The 14,672-nt window shown below is 71.2% G+C and carries 14 protein-coding genes; all 14 read left to right on the forward strand.

All coding sequences use genetic code 11. The features are described 5' to 3' along the window. The first annotated feature begins 83 nt into the window (after positions 1-83). The 14 genes from efp (at position 84) to metK (ending at position 14,637) form a co-directional block, all read left to right on the forward strand. Positions 84-647, forward strand: a complete 564-nt coding sequence (efp, locus tag HMPREF2833_RS09420) for an elongation factor P (RefSeq protein ID WP_059281856.1) — start codon at positions 84-86, stop codon at positions 645-647. Further along, on the forward strand, positions 644-1,060 hold the full coding sequence (gene nusB, locus HMPREF2833_RS09425; protein ID WP_019309281.1) for a transcription antitermination factor NusB: 417 nt from the start codon (positions 644-646) through the stop codon (positions 1,058-1,060). The genes efp and nusB overlap by 4 nt, the downstream gene beginning before the upstream one ends. A gap of 110 nt (positions 1,061-1,170) precedes the next feature. Next, on the forward strand, positions 1,171-1,854 hold the full coding sequence (gene pyrR / locus HMPREF2833_RS09430; protein WP_070637763.1) for a bifunctional pyr operon transcriptional regulator/uracil phosphoribosyltransferase PyrR: 684 nt from the start codon (positions 1,171-1,173) through the stop codon (positions 1,852-1,854). Next, complete coding sequence (locus HMPREF2833_RS09435; protein ID WP_059281858.1) at positions 1,851-2,834, forward strand: aspartate carbamoyltransferase catalytic subunit; 984 nt, start codon at positions 1,851-1,853, stop codon at positions 2,832-2,834. Before pyrR ends, HMPREF2833_RS09435 begins: the two co-directional genes overlap by 4 nt. Positions 2,835-2,841: 7 nt before the next feature. After that, positions 2,842-4,152, forward strand: coding sequence for a dihydroorotase (locus HMPREF2833_RS09440; protein ID WP_070637765.1), 1,311 nt, complete (start codon positions 2,842-2,844; stop codon positions 4,150-4,152). 33 nt (positions 4,153-4,185) lie between these two features. Beyond that, positions 4,186-4,680: a PH-like domain-containing protein gene (locus tag HMPREF2833_RS09445; protein ID WP_059281859.1), complete on the forward strand. Its 495-nt coding sequence runs from the start codon at positions 4,186-4,188 to the stop codon at positions 4,678-4,680. Positions 4,681-4,752: 72 nt separating this feature from the next. Further along, positions 4,753-5,937 (forward strand): glutamine-hydrolyzing carbamoyl-phosphate synthase small subunit, encoded by a 1,185-nt coding sequence (gene carA / locus HMPREF2833_RS09450; RefSeq protein WP_070637767.1) that lies wholly within the window; start codon positions 4,753-4,755, stop codon positions 5,935-5,937. Next, the gene (carB, locus tag HMPREF2833_RS09455) at positions 5,937-9,257 is read left to right on the forward strand and encodes a carbamoyl-phosphate synthase large subunit (RefSeq protein WP_070637769.1); all 3,321 of its coding nucleotides are present in this window, start codon (positions 5,937-5,939) and stop codon (positions 9,255-9,257) included. Before carA ends, carB begins: the two co-directional genes overlap by 1 nt. A gap of 151 nt (positions 9,258-9,408) precedes the next feature. Next, entirely contained in the window at positions 9,409-10,320 is a 912-nt protein-coding gene (pyrF, locus tag HMPREF2833_RS09460; protein ID WP_035885018.1) for an orotidine-5'-phosphate decarboxylase, read from the forward strand. A 170-nt stretch (positions 10,321-10,490) separates the two neighbouring features. After that, positions 10,491-10,805, forward strand: coding sequence for an integration host factor, actinobacterial type (gene mihF / locus HMPREF2833_RS09465; protein ID WP_039101143.1), 315 nt, complete (start codon positions 10,491-10,493; stop codon positions 10,803-10,805). 37 nt (positions 10,806-10,842) lie between these two features. After that, a complete protein-coding gene (gmk, locus tag HMPREF2833_RS09470; protein ID WP_019309272.1) occupies positions 10,843-11,466 on the forward strand; it encodes a guanylate kinase in 624 nt (207 codons plus the stop codon). Between the two features lie 73 nt (positions 11,467-11,539). Next, positions 11,540-12,028, forward strand: coding sequence for a DNA-directed RNA polymerase subunit omega (gene rpoZ, locus HMPREF2833_RS09475; protein ID WP_019309271.1), 489 nt, complete (start codon positions 11,540-11,542; stop codon positions 12,026-12,028). Beyond that, positions 12,025-13,422, forward strand: a complete 1,398-nt coding sequence (locus HMPREF2833_RS09480) for a bifunctional phosphopantothenoylcysteine decarboxylase/phosphopantothenate synthase (RefSeq protein ID WP_168165728.1) — start codon at positions 12,025-12,027, stop codon at positions 13,420-13,422. The genes rpoZ and HMPREF2833_RS09480 overlap by 4 nt, the downstream gene beginning before the upstream one ends. 9 nt (positions 13,423-13,431) lie before the next feature. After that, on the forward strand, positions 13,432-14,637 hold the full coding sequence (metK, locus tag HMPREF2833_RS09485) for a methionine adenosyltransferase (protein ID WP_019309269.1): 1,206 nt from the start codon (positions 13,432-13,434) through the stop codon (positions 14,635-14,637). Positions 14,638-14,672: the final 35 nt, after the last annotated feature.

The raw sequence follows: 14,672 nt of genomic DNA on the forward strand, positions 1-14,672 counted from the left end.
GGGATCCGGCCGCACGCGGTAGACTGGTCCGGCTCCACGAGCCGGACCCAGTGCGGCGACGTACCCGACGAGAAAGTGACACCGTGGCAACCAGCAACGACATCAAGAACGGCACCATCCTCAAGCTCGACGGCAACCTCTGGCAGACCATCGAGTTCCAGCACGTCAAGCCCGGCAAGGGTGGCGCGTTCGTGCGCACCAAGCTGCGCAACGTGACCAGCGGCAAGGTGGTGGACAAGACGTTCAATGCCGGTGCCAAGATCGAGACCGCCACGGTGGACCGCAGCGAGTACCAGTACCTGTACCAGGACGGCGACGACTACGTCTTCATGGACAACTCCACCTACGACCAGATCACCGTGCCCGGCGTGGTGGTCGGGGACGCCGCCCACTTCATGCTCGAGAACCAGAACGTGACCGTGGCCATCCACGAGGGCGCGCCGCTGTACATCGAGATGCCGCCGTCGGTGGTGCTGGAGATCACCTACACCGAGCCCGGTCTGCAGGGCGACCGCTCCACGGGCGGCACCAAACCCGCCACCGTGGAGACCGGCTACCAGATCCAGGTCCCGCTGTTCCTCGAGCAGGGCACCAAGGTCAAGGTGGACACCCGCACCGGTGACTACCTGGGACGCGTCAACGAGTGAGCGGCGCACGGAGCAAGGCGCGGGTGCGCGCCGTCGAGATCCTCTTCGAGGCCGAGCAGCGCAACGAGTCCGTGCGGGACGCCCTGGTGCGCCGCCGCGAGAACTCGTCCTCGCCCATCAACCCGTACACCGTGGAGATCCTCGAGGGCGTGGACGAGCGCCGCGAGGACATCGACGAGTTCCTGGAGACCTACTCGCAGGGCTGGGCGCTCGGGCGCATGCCCGCGGTGGACCGCAACGCCCTGCGCGTGGGTGCGTGGGAGCTGCTCTACAACGCGGAGATCCCGGACGGCGTGGCCGTCGCGGAGGCCGTGGCCGTCACCCGAGAGCTCTCCACCGACGACTCTCCCCGGTTCGTCAACGGGCTGCTGGGGCGGCTGCAGAAGGTCAAGCCCTCGTTGTTGGACGACTGAGACGATGCCCCGGTTCGTGGTTCCCACGGGCCGGGGTTTCGCGTGTGGTAGCTTCAGGACCGATCGCACCCTTTAAATTCCGTCCCGTGAGGCGGGGAAGGAGGCGGCACGTGAGCGTGCCCGAACACGCCGAGAGCGCACCGGAGGCCACCACCTCCCGCGTGATCCTCTCGACGTCCGACATCGACCGGGCCCTGTCCCGGATCGCCCACGAGATCCTGGAGTCCAACAGGGGCCCCGAGGACCTCGTGCTCCTGGGCATCGCCCGCCGCGGCTACCCGCTCGCGCAGCGCCTGGCGGCCCGGCTGGAGAAGATCGACCCCGGCTTCCACGCCGCCACCTCGACCGGTCAGCTGGACATCACCATGTACCGGGACGACCTGCGCAGGAATCCCGCCCGCACCCCGCAGCCCACGCTGATCCCGGACGCCGGGATCGACGGGCGCACCGTGGTGCTCGTGGACGACGTCCTGTGCTCGGGGCGCACCATCCGCGCGGCCCTCGACGCCCTCGTGGACCTCGGGCGCCCCACGGTGGTGCGGCTCGCGGTCCTGGTGGACCGCGGTCACCGCGAGCTGCCCATCCGCGCGGACCACGTGGGCAAGAACCTCCCCACGTCCTCCCGCGAGAAGGTGCGCGTGCTGCTGCGCGAGACCGACCCCGGATCCCGGGACGCCGGTCACGAGGACTGCGTGGTCATCGACGCGCCGGTGGCCTCGGATGCCGACGTCGCCCGCGCACCCGGGCGTGCGGCGTCGTCGCCCGTGCCGGGACGGGCGGGTGAGCGCGCGTGAAGCACCTGCTGAGCACCACCGACCTGTCGTACGCGGATGCCGTGCGGATCCTGGACACCGCGGACCAGATGGCCGCCGTGTCCTCCCGCGAGGTCAAGAAGCTGCCCGCTCTGCGCGGGCGCACCGTGGTGAACCTGTTCTTCGAGGACTCCACCCGCACGCGGATCTCCTTCGAGACCGCCGCGAAGCGGCTCAGTGCGGACGTGATCAACTTCTCCGCCAAGGGCTCCTCGGTGTCCAAGGGCGAGTCGCTGAAGGACACCGCCCAGACGCTGATGGCCATGAGCGCGGACGCGGTGGTGATCCGCCACGGCTCCTCGGGTGCCCCGCAGCAGCTCGCGGACTCCGGGTGGATCGACGCCGCCGTGGTCAACGCCGGGGACGGCAAGCACGCGCACCCCACCCAGGCCCTGCTGGACGCCATGACCCTGCGTCGAGTCCGCTCGCGCGCCACGGGCGTGGCGAGCACCGGCATGGACCTGGAGGGCATGCACGTGGTGATCGTGGGGGACGTGCTGCACTCCCGCGTGGCCCGCTCCAACGTGTGGCTGCTGACCACCCTGGGCGCGCGGGTCACGCTGGTGGCCCCGCCCACCCTGGTGCCCGTGGCCACGGACACGTGGCCGTGCGAGATCAGCTACGACCTGGACGCCGTGCTGGCCGAGGCACCGGACGCCGTGATGATGCTGCGGCTGCAGCGCGAGCGGATGAACGCGGCGTTCTTCCCGAGCGAGGCCGAGTACACGCGAGGCTGGGGGCTCACCGCCCAGCGCGTGCACCGCCTCGAGGCCATGGGGGCACCCACCGTGTTCATGCACCCCGGGCCCATGAACCGCGGGCTGGAGATCTCCTCCGAGGCCGCCGACTCCCCGCGCTCCACCGTGCTGGAGCAGGTGGCCAACGGCGTGTCCGTGCGCATGGCCGTCCTCTTCCTGCTGCTCTCCGGCGACGAGAGCACCCCGAACCCGAGCGAGAACTGAGGTCCTCATGAGCTGCCACCTGATCAGCAAGGCCCGCCCCGAGGGCGGTGACCCCGCGGACCTGCTCGTCGTGGACGGGCGGATCGCCGCCGTGGGCGTCCCCGGTTCCTTGGACGTCCCCGCGGACGCCGAGGTCCTCGACGCCTCCGGGCTCATCGCCCTGCCGGGCCTCGTGGACATGCACACCCACCTGCGCGAGCCGGGCCGGGAGGACGCCGAGACCGTGGAGTCCGGCACCCGGGCCGCGGCCCGGGGCGGGTACACGGCGGTCTTCGCGATGGCCAACTCGAACCCCGTGGCGGACACCGCCGGCGTGGTCGAGCAGGTCTGGCAGCTGGGCCGGGACGCCGGCTGGGCGGACGTGCACCCGGTGGGCGCGGTGACCGTGGGGCTGGAGGGCGAGCAGCTGTCCGAGATCCGCGCGATGGCGGAGTCCCGCGCCGGGGTGCGGATGTTCTCCGACGACGGCAAGTGCGTGCACGACCCCGTCCTGATGCGCCGGGCCCTGGAGTACGTCAAGGCCTTCGACGGCATCATCGCCCAGCACGCCCAGGAGCCCCGCCTGACCGAGGGCGCCCAGATGAACGAGGGCACCGTGTCCGCGGACCTCGGGCTCACCGGCTGGCCCGCCGTCGCGGAGGAGGCGGTCATCGCCCGCGACGTCCTGCTGGCCCAGCACGTGGACTCCCGGCTGCACATCTGCCACCTCTCCACGGCCGGGTCCGTGGAGATCGTGCGGTGGGCCAAGGAGCGCGGCGTGACCGTGACCGCCGAGGCCACCCCGCACCACCTGCTGCTCACCGACGAGCTGGTGCGCACGTTCGACCCCGTCTACAAGGTCAATCCGCCGCTGCGCACGGACGAGGACGTCCAGGCCCTGCGCCGTGCGGTGGCCGAGGGGACGATCGACGTGATCGGCACGGACCACGCCCCGCACACCACGGAGGACAAGGAGTGCGAGTGGAGCTGCGCGGCCCACGGCATGACGGGGCTGGAGACCGCCCTGGCCGTGGTCCAGCACGCCCTCGTGGACACCGGGATGATCGGGTGGGAGCGGGTCGCGCAGATCATGTCCCGCCGCCCCGCGCAGATCCTCGGTCTCACGGACCAGGGCCAGGACCTCGCCCCCGGCTCCGTGGCCAACATCGTGCTGTGGGACCCCGCCGGCGCCACCCCCGTGGACCCGGCGCACCACGCCTCCAAGGCGCGCAACAGCCCGTACCGGGGGATGACCCTCCCGGGCGGGGTGCGCGCCACCTTCTACCGCGGCCACCCCGTGGTCCGTGACGGTGAGCTGACCACCCCCGTGGCCCGCTGATCCGCACCGTCCTCCCTGAAAGGTTGTCTCCCCATGTCGGACAAGCTCGTCCCCACCCTGCTCACCCTGGTCATCGTGGTGGTGCTCTTCGCCCTGATCTGGTGGGGCTGGCGGGGCCGTGTGCGGCGCCAGTCCGACGTCGCCGAGGTGACGCCCGCACCCCGGGACCTGATGAGCCGGGCCACCACACGGGTGGACGGGATGTACGTGGTCACCACCTACACCGACCAGCCGCTCGAGCGCATTGCGCGCCACGGCCTGGGGGTGCGCACGAACGCCGAGGCCGTGGTGGCCCCGGACGGCGTGTTCATCAACCGCCAGGGCGCCCCGGACGTGTTCATCCCGCGCCGCGACCTGCGCGCCGTGTCCACCACCTCCGGGATGGTGGGCAAGTTCGTGGAGCGTGACGGGCTCGTGGTGTTCACCTGGGACCTCGGGGACACGCGCGTGGACACCGGCTTCCGCGCCCGCACGGGCGAGGGGTCGCACGAACTGGAGGACGCGGCGTCGGCCCTGCTGAACGCCTGAGAACCCCGCACCGGCGCCGCCCCACGGCGGCACCGGCTCGAGACCACACCTGCTGAACGAAAGGAGTTCGCCATGAACTCACCACGCAACGCACCGGCCGTGATGGTGCTGGAGGACGGCACCGCCTTCGAGGGCCGCGCCTGGGGTGCTCCCGGCACGGCGTTCGGGGAGGCCGTCTTCGCCACCGGCATGACCGGCTACCAGGAGACCCTCACCGACCCCTCCTACGCGGGTCAGATCGTCATCCAGACCGCACCCCACATCGGCAACACCGGAATCAACACCGAGGACATGGAGTCCCGGCGGATCTGGGTCAACGGCTTCGTGGTGCGCGACCCCGCGCGCCGCCCCTCCAACTGGCGCAGCGAGCGCACGCTGGACGAGGAGCTCGCCGCACAGGGCGTCACCGGCATCCAGGGCGTGGACACGCGCGCCCTCACGCGCCACCTGCGGGACAAGGGTGCGATGCGCGCCGGGATCTTCTCGGGCGACGACGCCGCACGGCCCGTCCCCGAGCTCGTGCGGCTGGTCTCGGAGCAGCCCGCGATGGCCGGTCGGGCGCTCGCCGAGCAGGTCAGCACGGACGAGTCCTACACGGTGGAGCCCGCCGAGCACGGCTGGGACGCACCCGTGAAGCACACGGTCGCCGCCGTGGACCTGGGCATCAAGTCCATGACCCCGCAGCGGCTGGCCGAGCGCGGCGTGCGCGTGCACGTGGTGCCCGCGGCCACGACCTTCGAGCAGCTGCGCGAGCTGGGCCCGGACGGCGTGTTCTTCTCCAACGGCCCGGGGGACCCCGCCACCGCGGAGGACCAGGTCGAGCTGCTGCGCGAGGTCCTGGACGCCCGCATCCCGTTCTTCGGGATCTGCTTCGGCAACCAGCTGCTGGGCCGTGCGCTGGGCTTCGGGACCTACAAGCTCACCTTCGGCCACCGGGGCATCAACCAGCCCGTCAAGGACCTGGCCACCGGCACCGTGGAGATCACCTCCCAGAACCACGGCTTCGCGGTGGACGCGCCCGTGGGGGAGACCGTGACCGCACCGGAGCAGCGCTACGGGCGTGTCTCGGTGTCCCACGTGGGGCTCAACGACAACGTGGTGGAGGGCCTGCGCTGCGAGGACATCCCCGCGTTCTCCGTGCAGTACCACCCAGAGGCCGCCGCGGGGCCCCACGACTCCGCGTACCTCTTCGACCGTTTTGTGGACATGATGGGCCGGGCCTCCCAGGGCTCCGGCTCGGAAGCAGGAGACAACTGATGCCCCGCAGGAAAGACCTCAACAGCGTCCTGGTGATCGGCTCCGGGCCCATCGTGATCGGGCAGGCCGCCGAGTTCGACTACTCCGGCACCCAGGCCCTGCGTGTGCTCAAGGACGAGGGGCTGCGCGTCATCCTGGTGAACTCCAACCCGGCCACCATCATGACCGACCCCGAGTTCGCGGACGCCACCTACGTGGAGCCCATCACCCCGGAGACGGTCGAGAAGATCATCGCCAAGGAACGGCCCGACGCCGTCCTGCCCACCCTGGGCGGGCAGACCGCCCTGAACACCGCGCTCGCCCTGGACGCCAACGGCGCCCTGGAGAAGTACGGCGTGGAGCTCATCGGCGCGGACGTGGACGCCATCAACCTGGGCGAGGACCGTGAGGCGTTCAAGGGCGTCGTCGAGCGCTGCGGCGCCGAGTCCGCGCGCTCCGTGATCGTGCACTCCATGGATGAGGCGCTCGCCGCCGCCGAGCAGCTGGGCTACCCCATGGTGGTGCGCCCGTCGTTCACCATGGGCGGGCTCGGTTCCGGGCTCGCGTACAACGAGACGGACCTGCACCGCATCGCGGGCGCCGGCATCCAGTACTCGCCCACCTCGGAGGTGCTCCTGGAGGAGTCCATCCTGGGGTGGAAGGAGTACGAGCTGGAGATGATGCGCGACGCCAACGACAACGTGGTGGTCGTGTGCTCGATCGAGAACGTGGACCCCGTGGGCGTTCACACCGGTGACTCCGTGACGGTGGCCCCCGCGCTGACCCTCACCGACCGCGAGTACCAGCGCATGCGCGACATCGCGATCGCCGTGATCCGCGAGGTGGGTGTGGACACCGGCGGGTGCAACATCCAGTTCGCCGTGGAGCCGTCCACCGGGCGCATCGTGGTGATCGAGATGAACCCCCGCGTGTCCCGCTCCTCGGCACTCGCGTCCAAGGCCACGGGCTTCCCGATCGCCAAGATCGCCACCAAGCTCTCCCTGGGCTACACGCTGGACGAGATCCCCAACGACATCACCCGCAAGACCCCGGCGAGCTTCGAGCCCACGCTGGACTACGTGGTGGTCAAGGTCCCGCGCTTCGCGTTCGAGAAGTTCCCGGCGGCGGACCCCACCCTGACCACCACCATGAAGTCGGTGGGCGAGGCCATGGCGATCGGGCGCAACTTCACGGAGGCGCTGCAGAAGGCCATGCGCTCGCTCGAGCAGAAGGGGTCCTCCTTCAGCTTCGCGCGCCCGGCCGTGGCGCCCGGCCCCAACACGGTGGCCCGGCTGGTCTCCAGGACCGAGGAGACCACCACCGAGCGGCTGCGCAACGTGCAGCGCGCGCTGCTGGCAGGCGCCACGGTGGAGCAGGTCTTCGAGGCCACGTCCATCGACCCGTGGTTCCTGGACCAGATCCAGCTGCTCAACGAGATCGCGGACATGATCCGTGAGGACCCGGACCTGCACCCGGAGACCCTGCGCGAGGCCAAGCGCCACGGCTTCTCGGACGCCCAGATCGGGGAGCTCGTGCACCTGGACGAGTCCGTGGTGCGCGGCGTGCGCCACGCCCTGGACATCCGCCCGGTCTACAAGACGGTGGACACGTGCGCCGCGGAGTTCGAGGCGTTCACCCCGTACCACTACTCCTCGTACGACCAGCAGACGGAGGTGGCCCCGCACGAGAAGCCCTCGGTGATGATCCTGGGCTCCGGTCCCAACCGGATCGGGCAGGGCATCGAGTTCGACTACTCGTGCGTGCACGCCTCCATGGTGCTGCGCGAGGCCGGGTACGAGACCGTGATGGTCAACTGCAACCCGGAGACCGTGTCCACGGACTACGACATCTCCACGCGGCTGTACTTCGAGCCGCTGACCTTCGAGGACGTCATGGAGGTCGTGGAGGCCGAGCGCCGTTCCGGCGGACTGCTGGGCGTGTTCGTGCAGCTGGGCGGTCAGACCCCGCTCAAGCTCGCGGCGGACCTCAAGGCCGCGGGGGTGCCGATCCTCGGCACGAGCCCCGAGGCCATCGACCTCGCGGAGGACCGCGGGGAGTTCGCCCGCGTGCTCACGGAAGCTGGTCTGCGCCAGCCCAAGAACGGCACGGCGTACGACTTCGAGGAGGCCAGCCGGATCGCCCACGAGATCGGCTACCCCGTGCTCGTGCGCCCCTCGTACGTGCTGGGTGGCCGCGGGATGGAGATCGTCTACGACGAGGCCTCCCTGAAGACCTACCTGGAGAACGCCACGGAGGTCAGCCCCAGCCGCCCCGCGCTGATCGACAAGTTCCTCGAGGACGCCATCGAGATCGACGTGGACGCGCTGTTCGACGGCCGCGACTGCTACGTGGGCGGGATCATGGAGCACATCGAGGAGGCCGGGATCCACTCCGGCGACTCCGCGTGCGTGCTGCCGCCCATCACCCTGGCCCCGGACGTCATCGAGCGCGTGCGCGAGGCCACCGAGGCCATTGCCCGCGGCGTGGGCGTGAAGGGTCTGATCAACCTGCAGTTCGCGCTCGCCTCGGACGTGCTGTACGTGATCGAGGCCAACCCGCGCGCCTCGCGCACGGTGCCGTTCGTCTCCAAGGCCACGGGCGTGCAGATGGCCAAGGCCGCCGCGCTGATCGGCACGGGGCGCACGGTGGCGCAGCTGCGCGCCGAGGGTGTGCTGCCCGCGGACCACGACGGCACCACGCTGCCCGAGGGCACGCCCACGGCGGTCAAGGAGGTCGTGCTGCCGTTCGCCCGGTTCCGCACGCCGGAGGGCACCGTGGTGGACTCGCTTCTCGGTCCCGAGATGCGCTCCACGGGCGAGGTCATGGGCGTGGACAAGTACTTCGACACCGCGTTCGCCAAGGCGCAGGCCGCCGCGGGCGGTCCGCTGCCCACCTCGGGATCCCTGTTCGTCTCGGTGGCGAACAAGGACAAGCGCTCCGCGGTGATCCCGGTCAAGATGTTCGCGGACCTGGGCTTCGAGATCGTCTCCACGGGCGGCACCGCGCAGGTGCTGCGCCGCAACGGCATCGAGTCCACGGTGGTGGCCAAGATCGCGGACGCCGAGGGCGACGAGCCCACCGTGGCGGACCTGATCACGGACGGGAAGATCGACCTGATCTTCAACACCCCCTCCGGCGGCCAGGCGGCGCGCGGGGACGGCTACCAGATCCGCGCGGCGGCCACCTCGGTGGGTGTCCCCATGATGACCACGGTCTCGGAGCTCGGTGCCGCGCTGCAGGCCATCACCGCGCAGCGGCAGTACTCGTGGTCCGTGACCTCCCTGCAGGAGCACGAGCAGACCCTGCGTGAGCGTGCCGCCCAGGGGGCCTCCCGTGACTGAGCCCTCCCACGGGCGCCACAGCGCACCCACCCCGCCCGACGCCGCCGTGCCCGCCATGGGCGCCCACCGCCCCACGACGCCGCCCGCGCACCGCGGCGAGCCCGCCGCGGGTTCGGGGCGCGAGCCCTTCGGGGTCCGGCTGCAGCGGGCCATGGCCGAGCGGGGGCCGCTGTGCGTGGGCATCGACCCCCACCCGGGGCTGCTCGACGCCTGGGGTCTGCCGCGCACCGCGCAGGGGCTCGAGACCTTCTCCCTGCGGGTCGTGGAGGCCGCCGCCGGCCGGGCCGCGGCGCTCAAACCGCAGGTGGCGCTGTTCGAGGCCCTCGGCTCGGCGGGCATCGCGGTGCTCGAACGCGTGCTCGCGGAGTCCACGGCCGCGGGGGTCCTCAGCATCGCGGACGCCAAGCGCGGTGACATCGGTTCCACGATGGCGGCCTACGCGACGGCGTGGCTCTCCGACGACTCGCCCCTCGCGGCGGACGCCGTGACCCTGAGCCCGTACCTGGGCTTCGAGTCGCTGCGCCCCGCGCTGGACCTGGCGCGCGCCACCGGCCGGGGGACCTTCGTGCTCGCCCTGACCTCCAACCCGGAGGGCGCCAGCGTGCAGCACGTGGGCGGTGAGGACTCCGTGGCCGCGGGCATCCTCTCCGCCGTGGCCCACGAGAACCGGGCGCCGGGCGCGCGGGGCCCCGCGGCGTCGTCGTCCGCCCAGGCATCCGGACAGGGCCCGGCACGTCACACGGACGATCGTGATCAAATCGTGACGTCGGCGGGAACGGGCGGGCTGGGCTCGTGCGGGGTGGTGATCGGAGCCACCGTGGGCGAGGCCATGAGCCGCCTCGGGATCGACCTCCGGGAGCTGAACGGGCCGGTCCTCGCTCCGGGATACGGTGCGCAGGGAGCGGACGCGGCCGCCGTCGCCTCGGTGTTCTCCCAGGTCAGGGGCACGGTGCTGGCCAACTCGTCCCGTGACGTGCTCGCTCACGGCCCGGACGTCCGTGCCCTGGGGGAGGCCGTCACGCGCTCGGCGGAGGAGCTCGCGGAGCACCTGCAGCGCGTCTGACCCCCGGCACGACCGCCCCCTGGAACGCGAGCCCCGGAGCTCGTCAGGGGACGGTCGTGCATTTACCCCCCGCAAAGTCCTCGGGTACTTTCGGTGGGAGACGGCCCCGTTCGCCACCCCCCTCTCGCGCGACCGGTCGGGCCGTCGGGCTACCACGAGGAGAGCTGGGAATGGCACTGCGGCCACTGACGGATGACGAGCGCGCCAGGGCGCGGGAGAAGGCGACGGCGGCCCGGTCCGTGCGCGCCGAGATCAAGAAGGGGCTGCGGGACGGCACCGTCTCCGTGGCCGAGGTGCTGCGCCGCGGCGACGAGGACGAGGCCGTGAGCCGCCTCAAGGTCACCGAGCTGCTGGAGTCCACCCCCGGGATCGGCAGGGTCCGCTCCGCCGCGATCATGGAGCAGATCGGCATTGCCCCCACCCGCCGCGTGCGCGGGCTGGGCCAGCACCAGCGCCGCGCGCTGGTGGAGTACCTGGACCGCTGAGGAACCACCGCGCGGGCGGTGGCTCCCGGTTGGTACAGTGACGGACGAGTTCGACCCGACCGTCGCCGCACCCCCGGAGGTATTCGTGCCCGCATCGCCCACCGTGACCGTTCTGGCCGGGCCCACGGCCGTGGGCAAGGGCACCGTGTCCACGTACGTGCGGGACCACTACCCGGACGTGTGGCTCTCCGTCTCGGCCACCACCCGCGCTCCCCGGCCTGGCGAGGTGGACGGCGTGCACTACTTCTTCGTCCGCGACGACGAGTTCGACCGCATGATCGACGAGGACGACCTTCTCGAGTGGGCCGTTGTGCACAACCTCCACCGGTACGGCACCCCGCGGCACAAGGTCGAGGAGGCGCTGGCCGCCGGGCGCAGCGTGCTGCTCGAGATCGACCTGCAGGGAGCGCGCAGCATCCGGCAGGCCATGCCCGAGGCGCAGTTCGTCTTCCTGGCCCCGCCCAGCTGGGACGAGATGGTGCACCGGCTGGTCGGCCGGGGCACCGAGACGCCCGAGCAGCAGCAGCGTCGGCTGGAAACGGCTAAACTGGAACTTGCGGCGCAGTCCGAGTTCGATCACACGGTCGTCAACGACACCGTGGAGCGCGCCGCCGCAGAGCTTGTGGCACTCATGGGGCTGCCGGGTGAGCAGGGGCGCTGAGCGCCTCGCCATCCTGGCCCACCACCGCGGAGCGCCCCGCACGCCACCGACATCTACGTCCACCACAGGAGTCATGAAGCACGTGAGCACGAACAACGAAGGCATCGTCAACCCGCCCGTCGATCGGCTGCTCGACAAGACGGATTCCAAGTACGGACTCGTGATCTTCGGGGCCCGCCGCGCCCGTCAGATCAACGCGTACTACTCGCAGTTGCACGAGGGCCTGTTCGAGTACGTGGGTCCGCTGGTGGACACCCAGCTCAACGAGAAGCCGCTGTCCATCGCGTTCCGCGAGATCGACGAGGGGCTGATCGAGGCCGACCACGTGGCCCACGCCGGGTTCACCCCCAACGGCCAGATGGTCAGCGACGAGCCCACCGCCACGGACATGTTCACCGGTGACTTCTTCGCCCAGGGCGAGGAGCAGGACTCCACCGCCATGTTCTCGGACGGCACCCAGCTGCCGGCCTCGGAGGAGACCCTCGCGCAGGACTCCGCGGAGACCGCGGAGACTGCTGTCGAGGAGACCACCGAGGACTCCGCGGAGCCCACCGAGCAGTGACTGAGCCGCACTCCGGCCACGCCCCCGTCCCCGCCCGGCCCGCGCCCCTGCGCGTGGTGCTGGGTGTGGGCGGGGGCATTGCCGCATACAAGGCCGCGCTCGTCTCCCGGCTGCTGTCCGAGGCGGGGCACCACGTGGTGCCCATGCCCACCCGGGCGGCGCTGGAGTTCGTGGGTGCGCCCACGTGGGAGGCCCTCACGGGGGAGCACGTCTCGGAGTCCGTCTTCGACCGCGTGGACACCGTGAACCACGTGGCCCAGGGCCAGGCCGCGGACCTCGTGGTGATCGCGCCGGCCACCGCGGACCTCATGGCCCGCATCGCGCACGGCCACGCGGACGACCTGCTGAGCACCACCGTGCTCGCCACGTCCGCGCCCGTGCTCCTGGCGCCGGCCATGCACACGGAGATGTGGCTCAACCCGGCCACCCAGCGCAACGTGGCCCTGCTGCGCGAGCACGGCCACACCGTGATGGAGCCCGCCACGGGCCGGCTCACCGGAACCGACAGCGGCCCTGGTCGGCTTCCCGAGCCGCAGGACATCGTCGACGCCGCACTGGCCCTTGCCGCTCGGACGGCTCCCTCCAGCGCGGGGCCCTCCGACGCCGCGTCCACCGGCTCCGCGAGCACCCCCGACGCCGCACCGTCCACCGTCGCGGCTGCGCCTGCCGGGGCCCCCACCACGGACCACGTCGGCTCCGACCCCGGGGTGCTGGCCGGACGTCGCGTGCTGGTCACCGCGGGTGGCACCCGTGAGGCTCTGGACCCCGTCCGCTTCCTCGGCAACCGCTCGTCGGGCAAGCAGGGCGTTGCCCTGGCCCGGGCGGCACGCGAAGCGGGCGCGGACGTCCACCTGATTGCGGCCCACGTGGAGACCGATCTTCCGCACGGCATGCGCACCACCCGCGTGTCCTCGGCGCGCGAGCTCGAGGAGGCAACGCTGACGGCGGCGGCCGGGAGCGACGTCGTGATCATGGCCGCGGCCGTGGCGGACTTCCGCCCGGACACCGTGGGGGAGCACAAGATGAAGAAGTCCGAGGACGGCACGGACCCCGTGATCCGGCTGGTGCGCAACCCGGACATCCTGCGCGCCGTGGTGGCGCAGCGGGATGAGCGCGGCCTGGACCAGCTCGTGGTGGGCTTCGCGGCGGAGACCGGGGACGCCGAGCACTCCGTGCTGGACTTCGCCCGCGCCAAGCTGGTCCGCAAGGGCTGCGACCTGCTGGTGCTCAACGAGGTGGGCACCGACAAGGTCTTCGGCCGGGACGAGAACGAGGTGGTCGTGCTCTCCGCCCGCGGTGCCGAGGAGGCGTCCACGCGGGGGAGCAAGGACGAGGTCGCCCGGTTCGTGGTGGAGCGCATCGCTCGGGAAGAGGGTGTCGGCGCCGCCGGGTAATGTGGTGGCGTGAGCGCATCGACTGAGCACCTGAGAATCTTCACGTCCGAGTCCGTGACCGAGGGCCATCCGGACAAGATCTGCGACCAGATCTCGGACTCCATCCTGGACGCGCTGCTCAGTGAGGACCCCCAGTCCTCCGTGGCGGTGGAGACCATGGTCACCACCGGTCTCGTGCACGTGGCCGGGGAGGTCAAGACGGACGCGTACGTGGAGATCCCGCACATCGTGCGCAAGACCCTGCTGGACATCGGCTACAACTCCGCGGTGCACGGCTTCGACGGAGAATTCTGCGGCGTGTCCATCAGCGTGGGTGAGCAGTCCAACGAGATCTACGACGGCGTCTTCAACTCCCTGGAGGAGCGCACGGGGATCGCCAAGGACCCGCGGGATGCCCAGGGTGCGGGGGACCAGGGCATCATGTTCGGCTACGCCTCGGACGAGACCGAGGCGCTCATGCCCGCTCCCATCCTCCTGGCGCACCGGCTCTCCGAGCAGCTCACGCGCGTGCGAAAGACCGCCGTGCTGCCCGAGCTGCGCCCGGACGGCAAGACCCAGGTGACCCTGGGCTACGACGGCCACACCCCCGTCTCCGTGGACACCGTGGTGGTCTCCTCCCAGCACGCGGAGAACTACGACCTCGACCAGCTCACCCGGGACATCACCACGTGCGTGATCGAGCCCGTCCTGGGCGACTCCGGCCTGGACCTCTCCGGCACGCGGATCATCGTGAACCCCGCGGGCAACTTCGTGCGCGGCGGGCCCGTGGGGGACGCCGGGCTCACCGGGCGCAAGATCATCGTGGACACCTACGGTGGCATGGCCCGCCACGGCGGTGGCGCGTTCTCCGGCAAGGACCCCTCCAAGGTGGACCGCTCCGCCGCGTACGCGATGCGCTGGGTGGCCAAGAACGTGGTGGCCGCAGGGCTCGCACGCCGCGCGGAGGTCCAGGTGGCCTACGCGATCGGCCAGGCCCACCCGGTGGGTCTGTACGTGGAGACGTTCGGCACCGAGACCGTGGATCCCGTGCGCATCGAGAACGCGATCACCGAGGTCTTCGACCTGCGTCCGCTCGCGATCATCGAGGACCTGGACCTCAAGCGGCCCATCTACGCCAAGACCGCGGCCCACGGGCACTTCGGCCGCACGGACCCCGACTTCACGTGGGAGCGCACCGACCGGGTGCAGGAGCTGCGTTCCGCCGCGGGGCTGTGACCCCCGGGCGGGACACCCCGGAGCAGGCTCCCGCA

Source organism: Kocuria sp. HMSC066H03 (assembly GCF_001812045.1).
Taxonomy (GTDB): domain Bacteria; phylum Actinomycetota; class Actinomycetes; order Actinomycetales; family Micrococcaceae; genus Kocuria; species Kocuria rhizophila.

Coding starts and splice junctions, on each gene's coding strand:
- HMPREF2833_RS09440 (WP_070637765.1), top strand. CDS start 2,842: ATGAGCTGCCACCTGATCAGCAAGGCCCGCCCCGAGGGCGGTGACCCC.
- carA (WP_070637767.1), top strand. CDS start 4,753: ATGAACTCACCACGCAACGCACCGGCCGTGATGGTGCTGGAGGACGGC.
- mihF (WP_039101143.1), top strand. CDS start 10,491: ATGGCACTGCGGCCACTGACGGATGACGAGCGCGCCAGGGCGCGGGAG.
- carB (WP_070637769.1), top strand. CDS start 5,937: ATGCCCCGCAGGAAAGACCTCAACAGCGTCCTGGTGATCGGCTCCGGG.
- HMPREF2833_RS09445 (WP_059281859.1), top strand. CDS start 4,186: ATGTCGGACAAGCTCGTCCCCACCCTGCTCACCCTGGTCATCGTGGTG.
- pyrF (WP_035885018.1), top strand. CDS start 9,409: ATGGCCGAGCGGGGGCCGCTGTGCGTGGGCATCGACCCCCACCCGGGG.
- rpoZ (WP_019309271.1), top strand. CDS start 11,540: ATGAAGCACGTGAGCACGAACAACGAAGGCATCGTCAACCCGCCCGTC.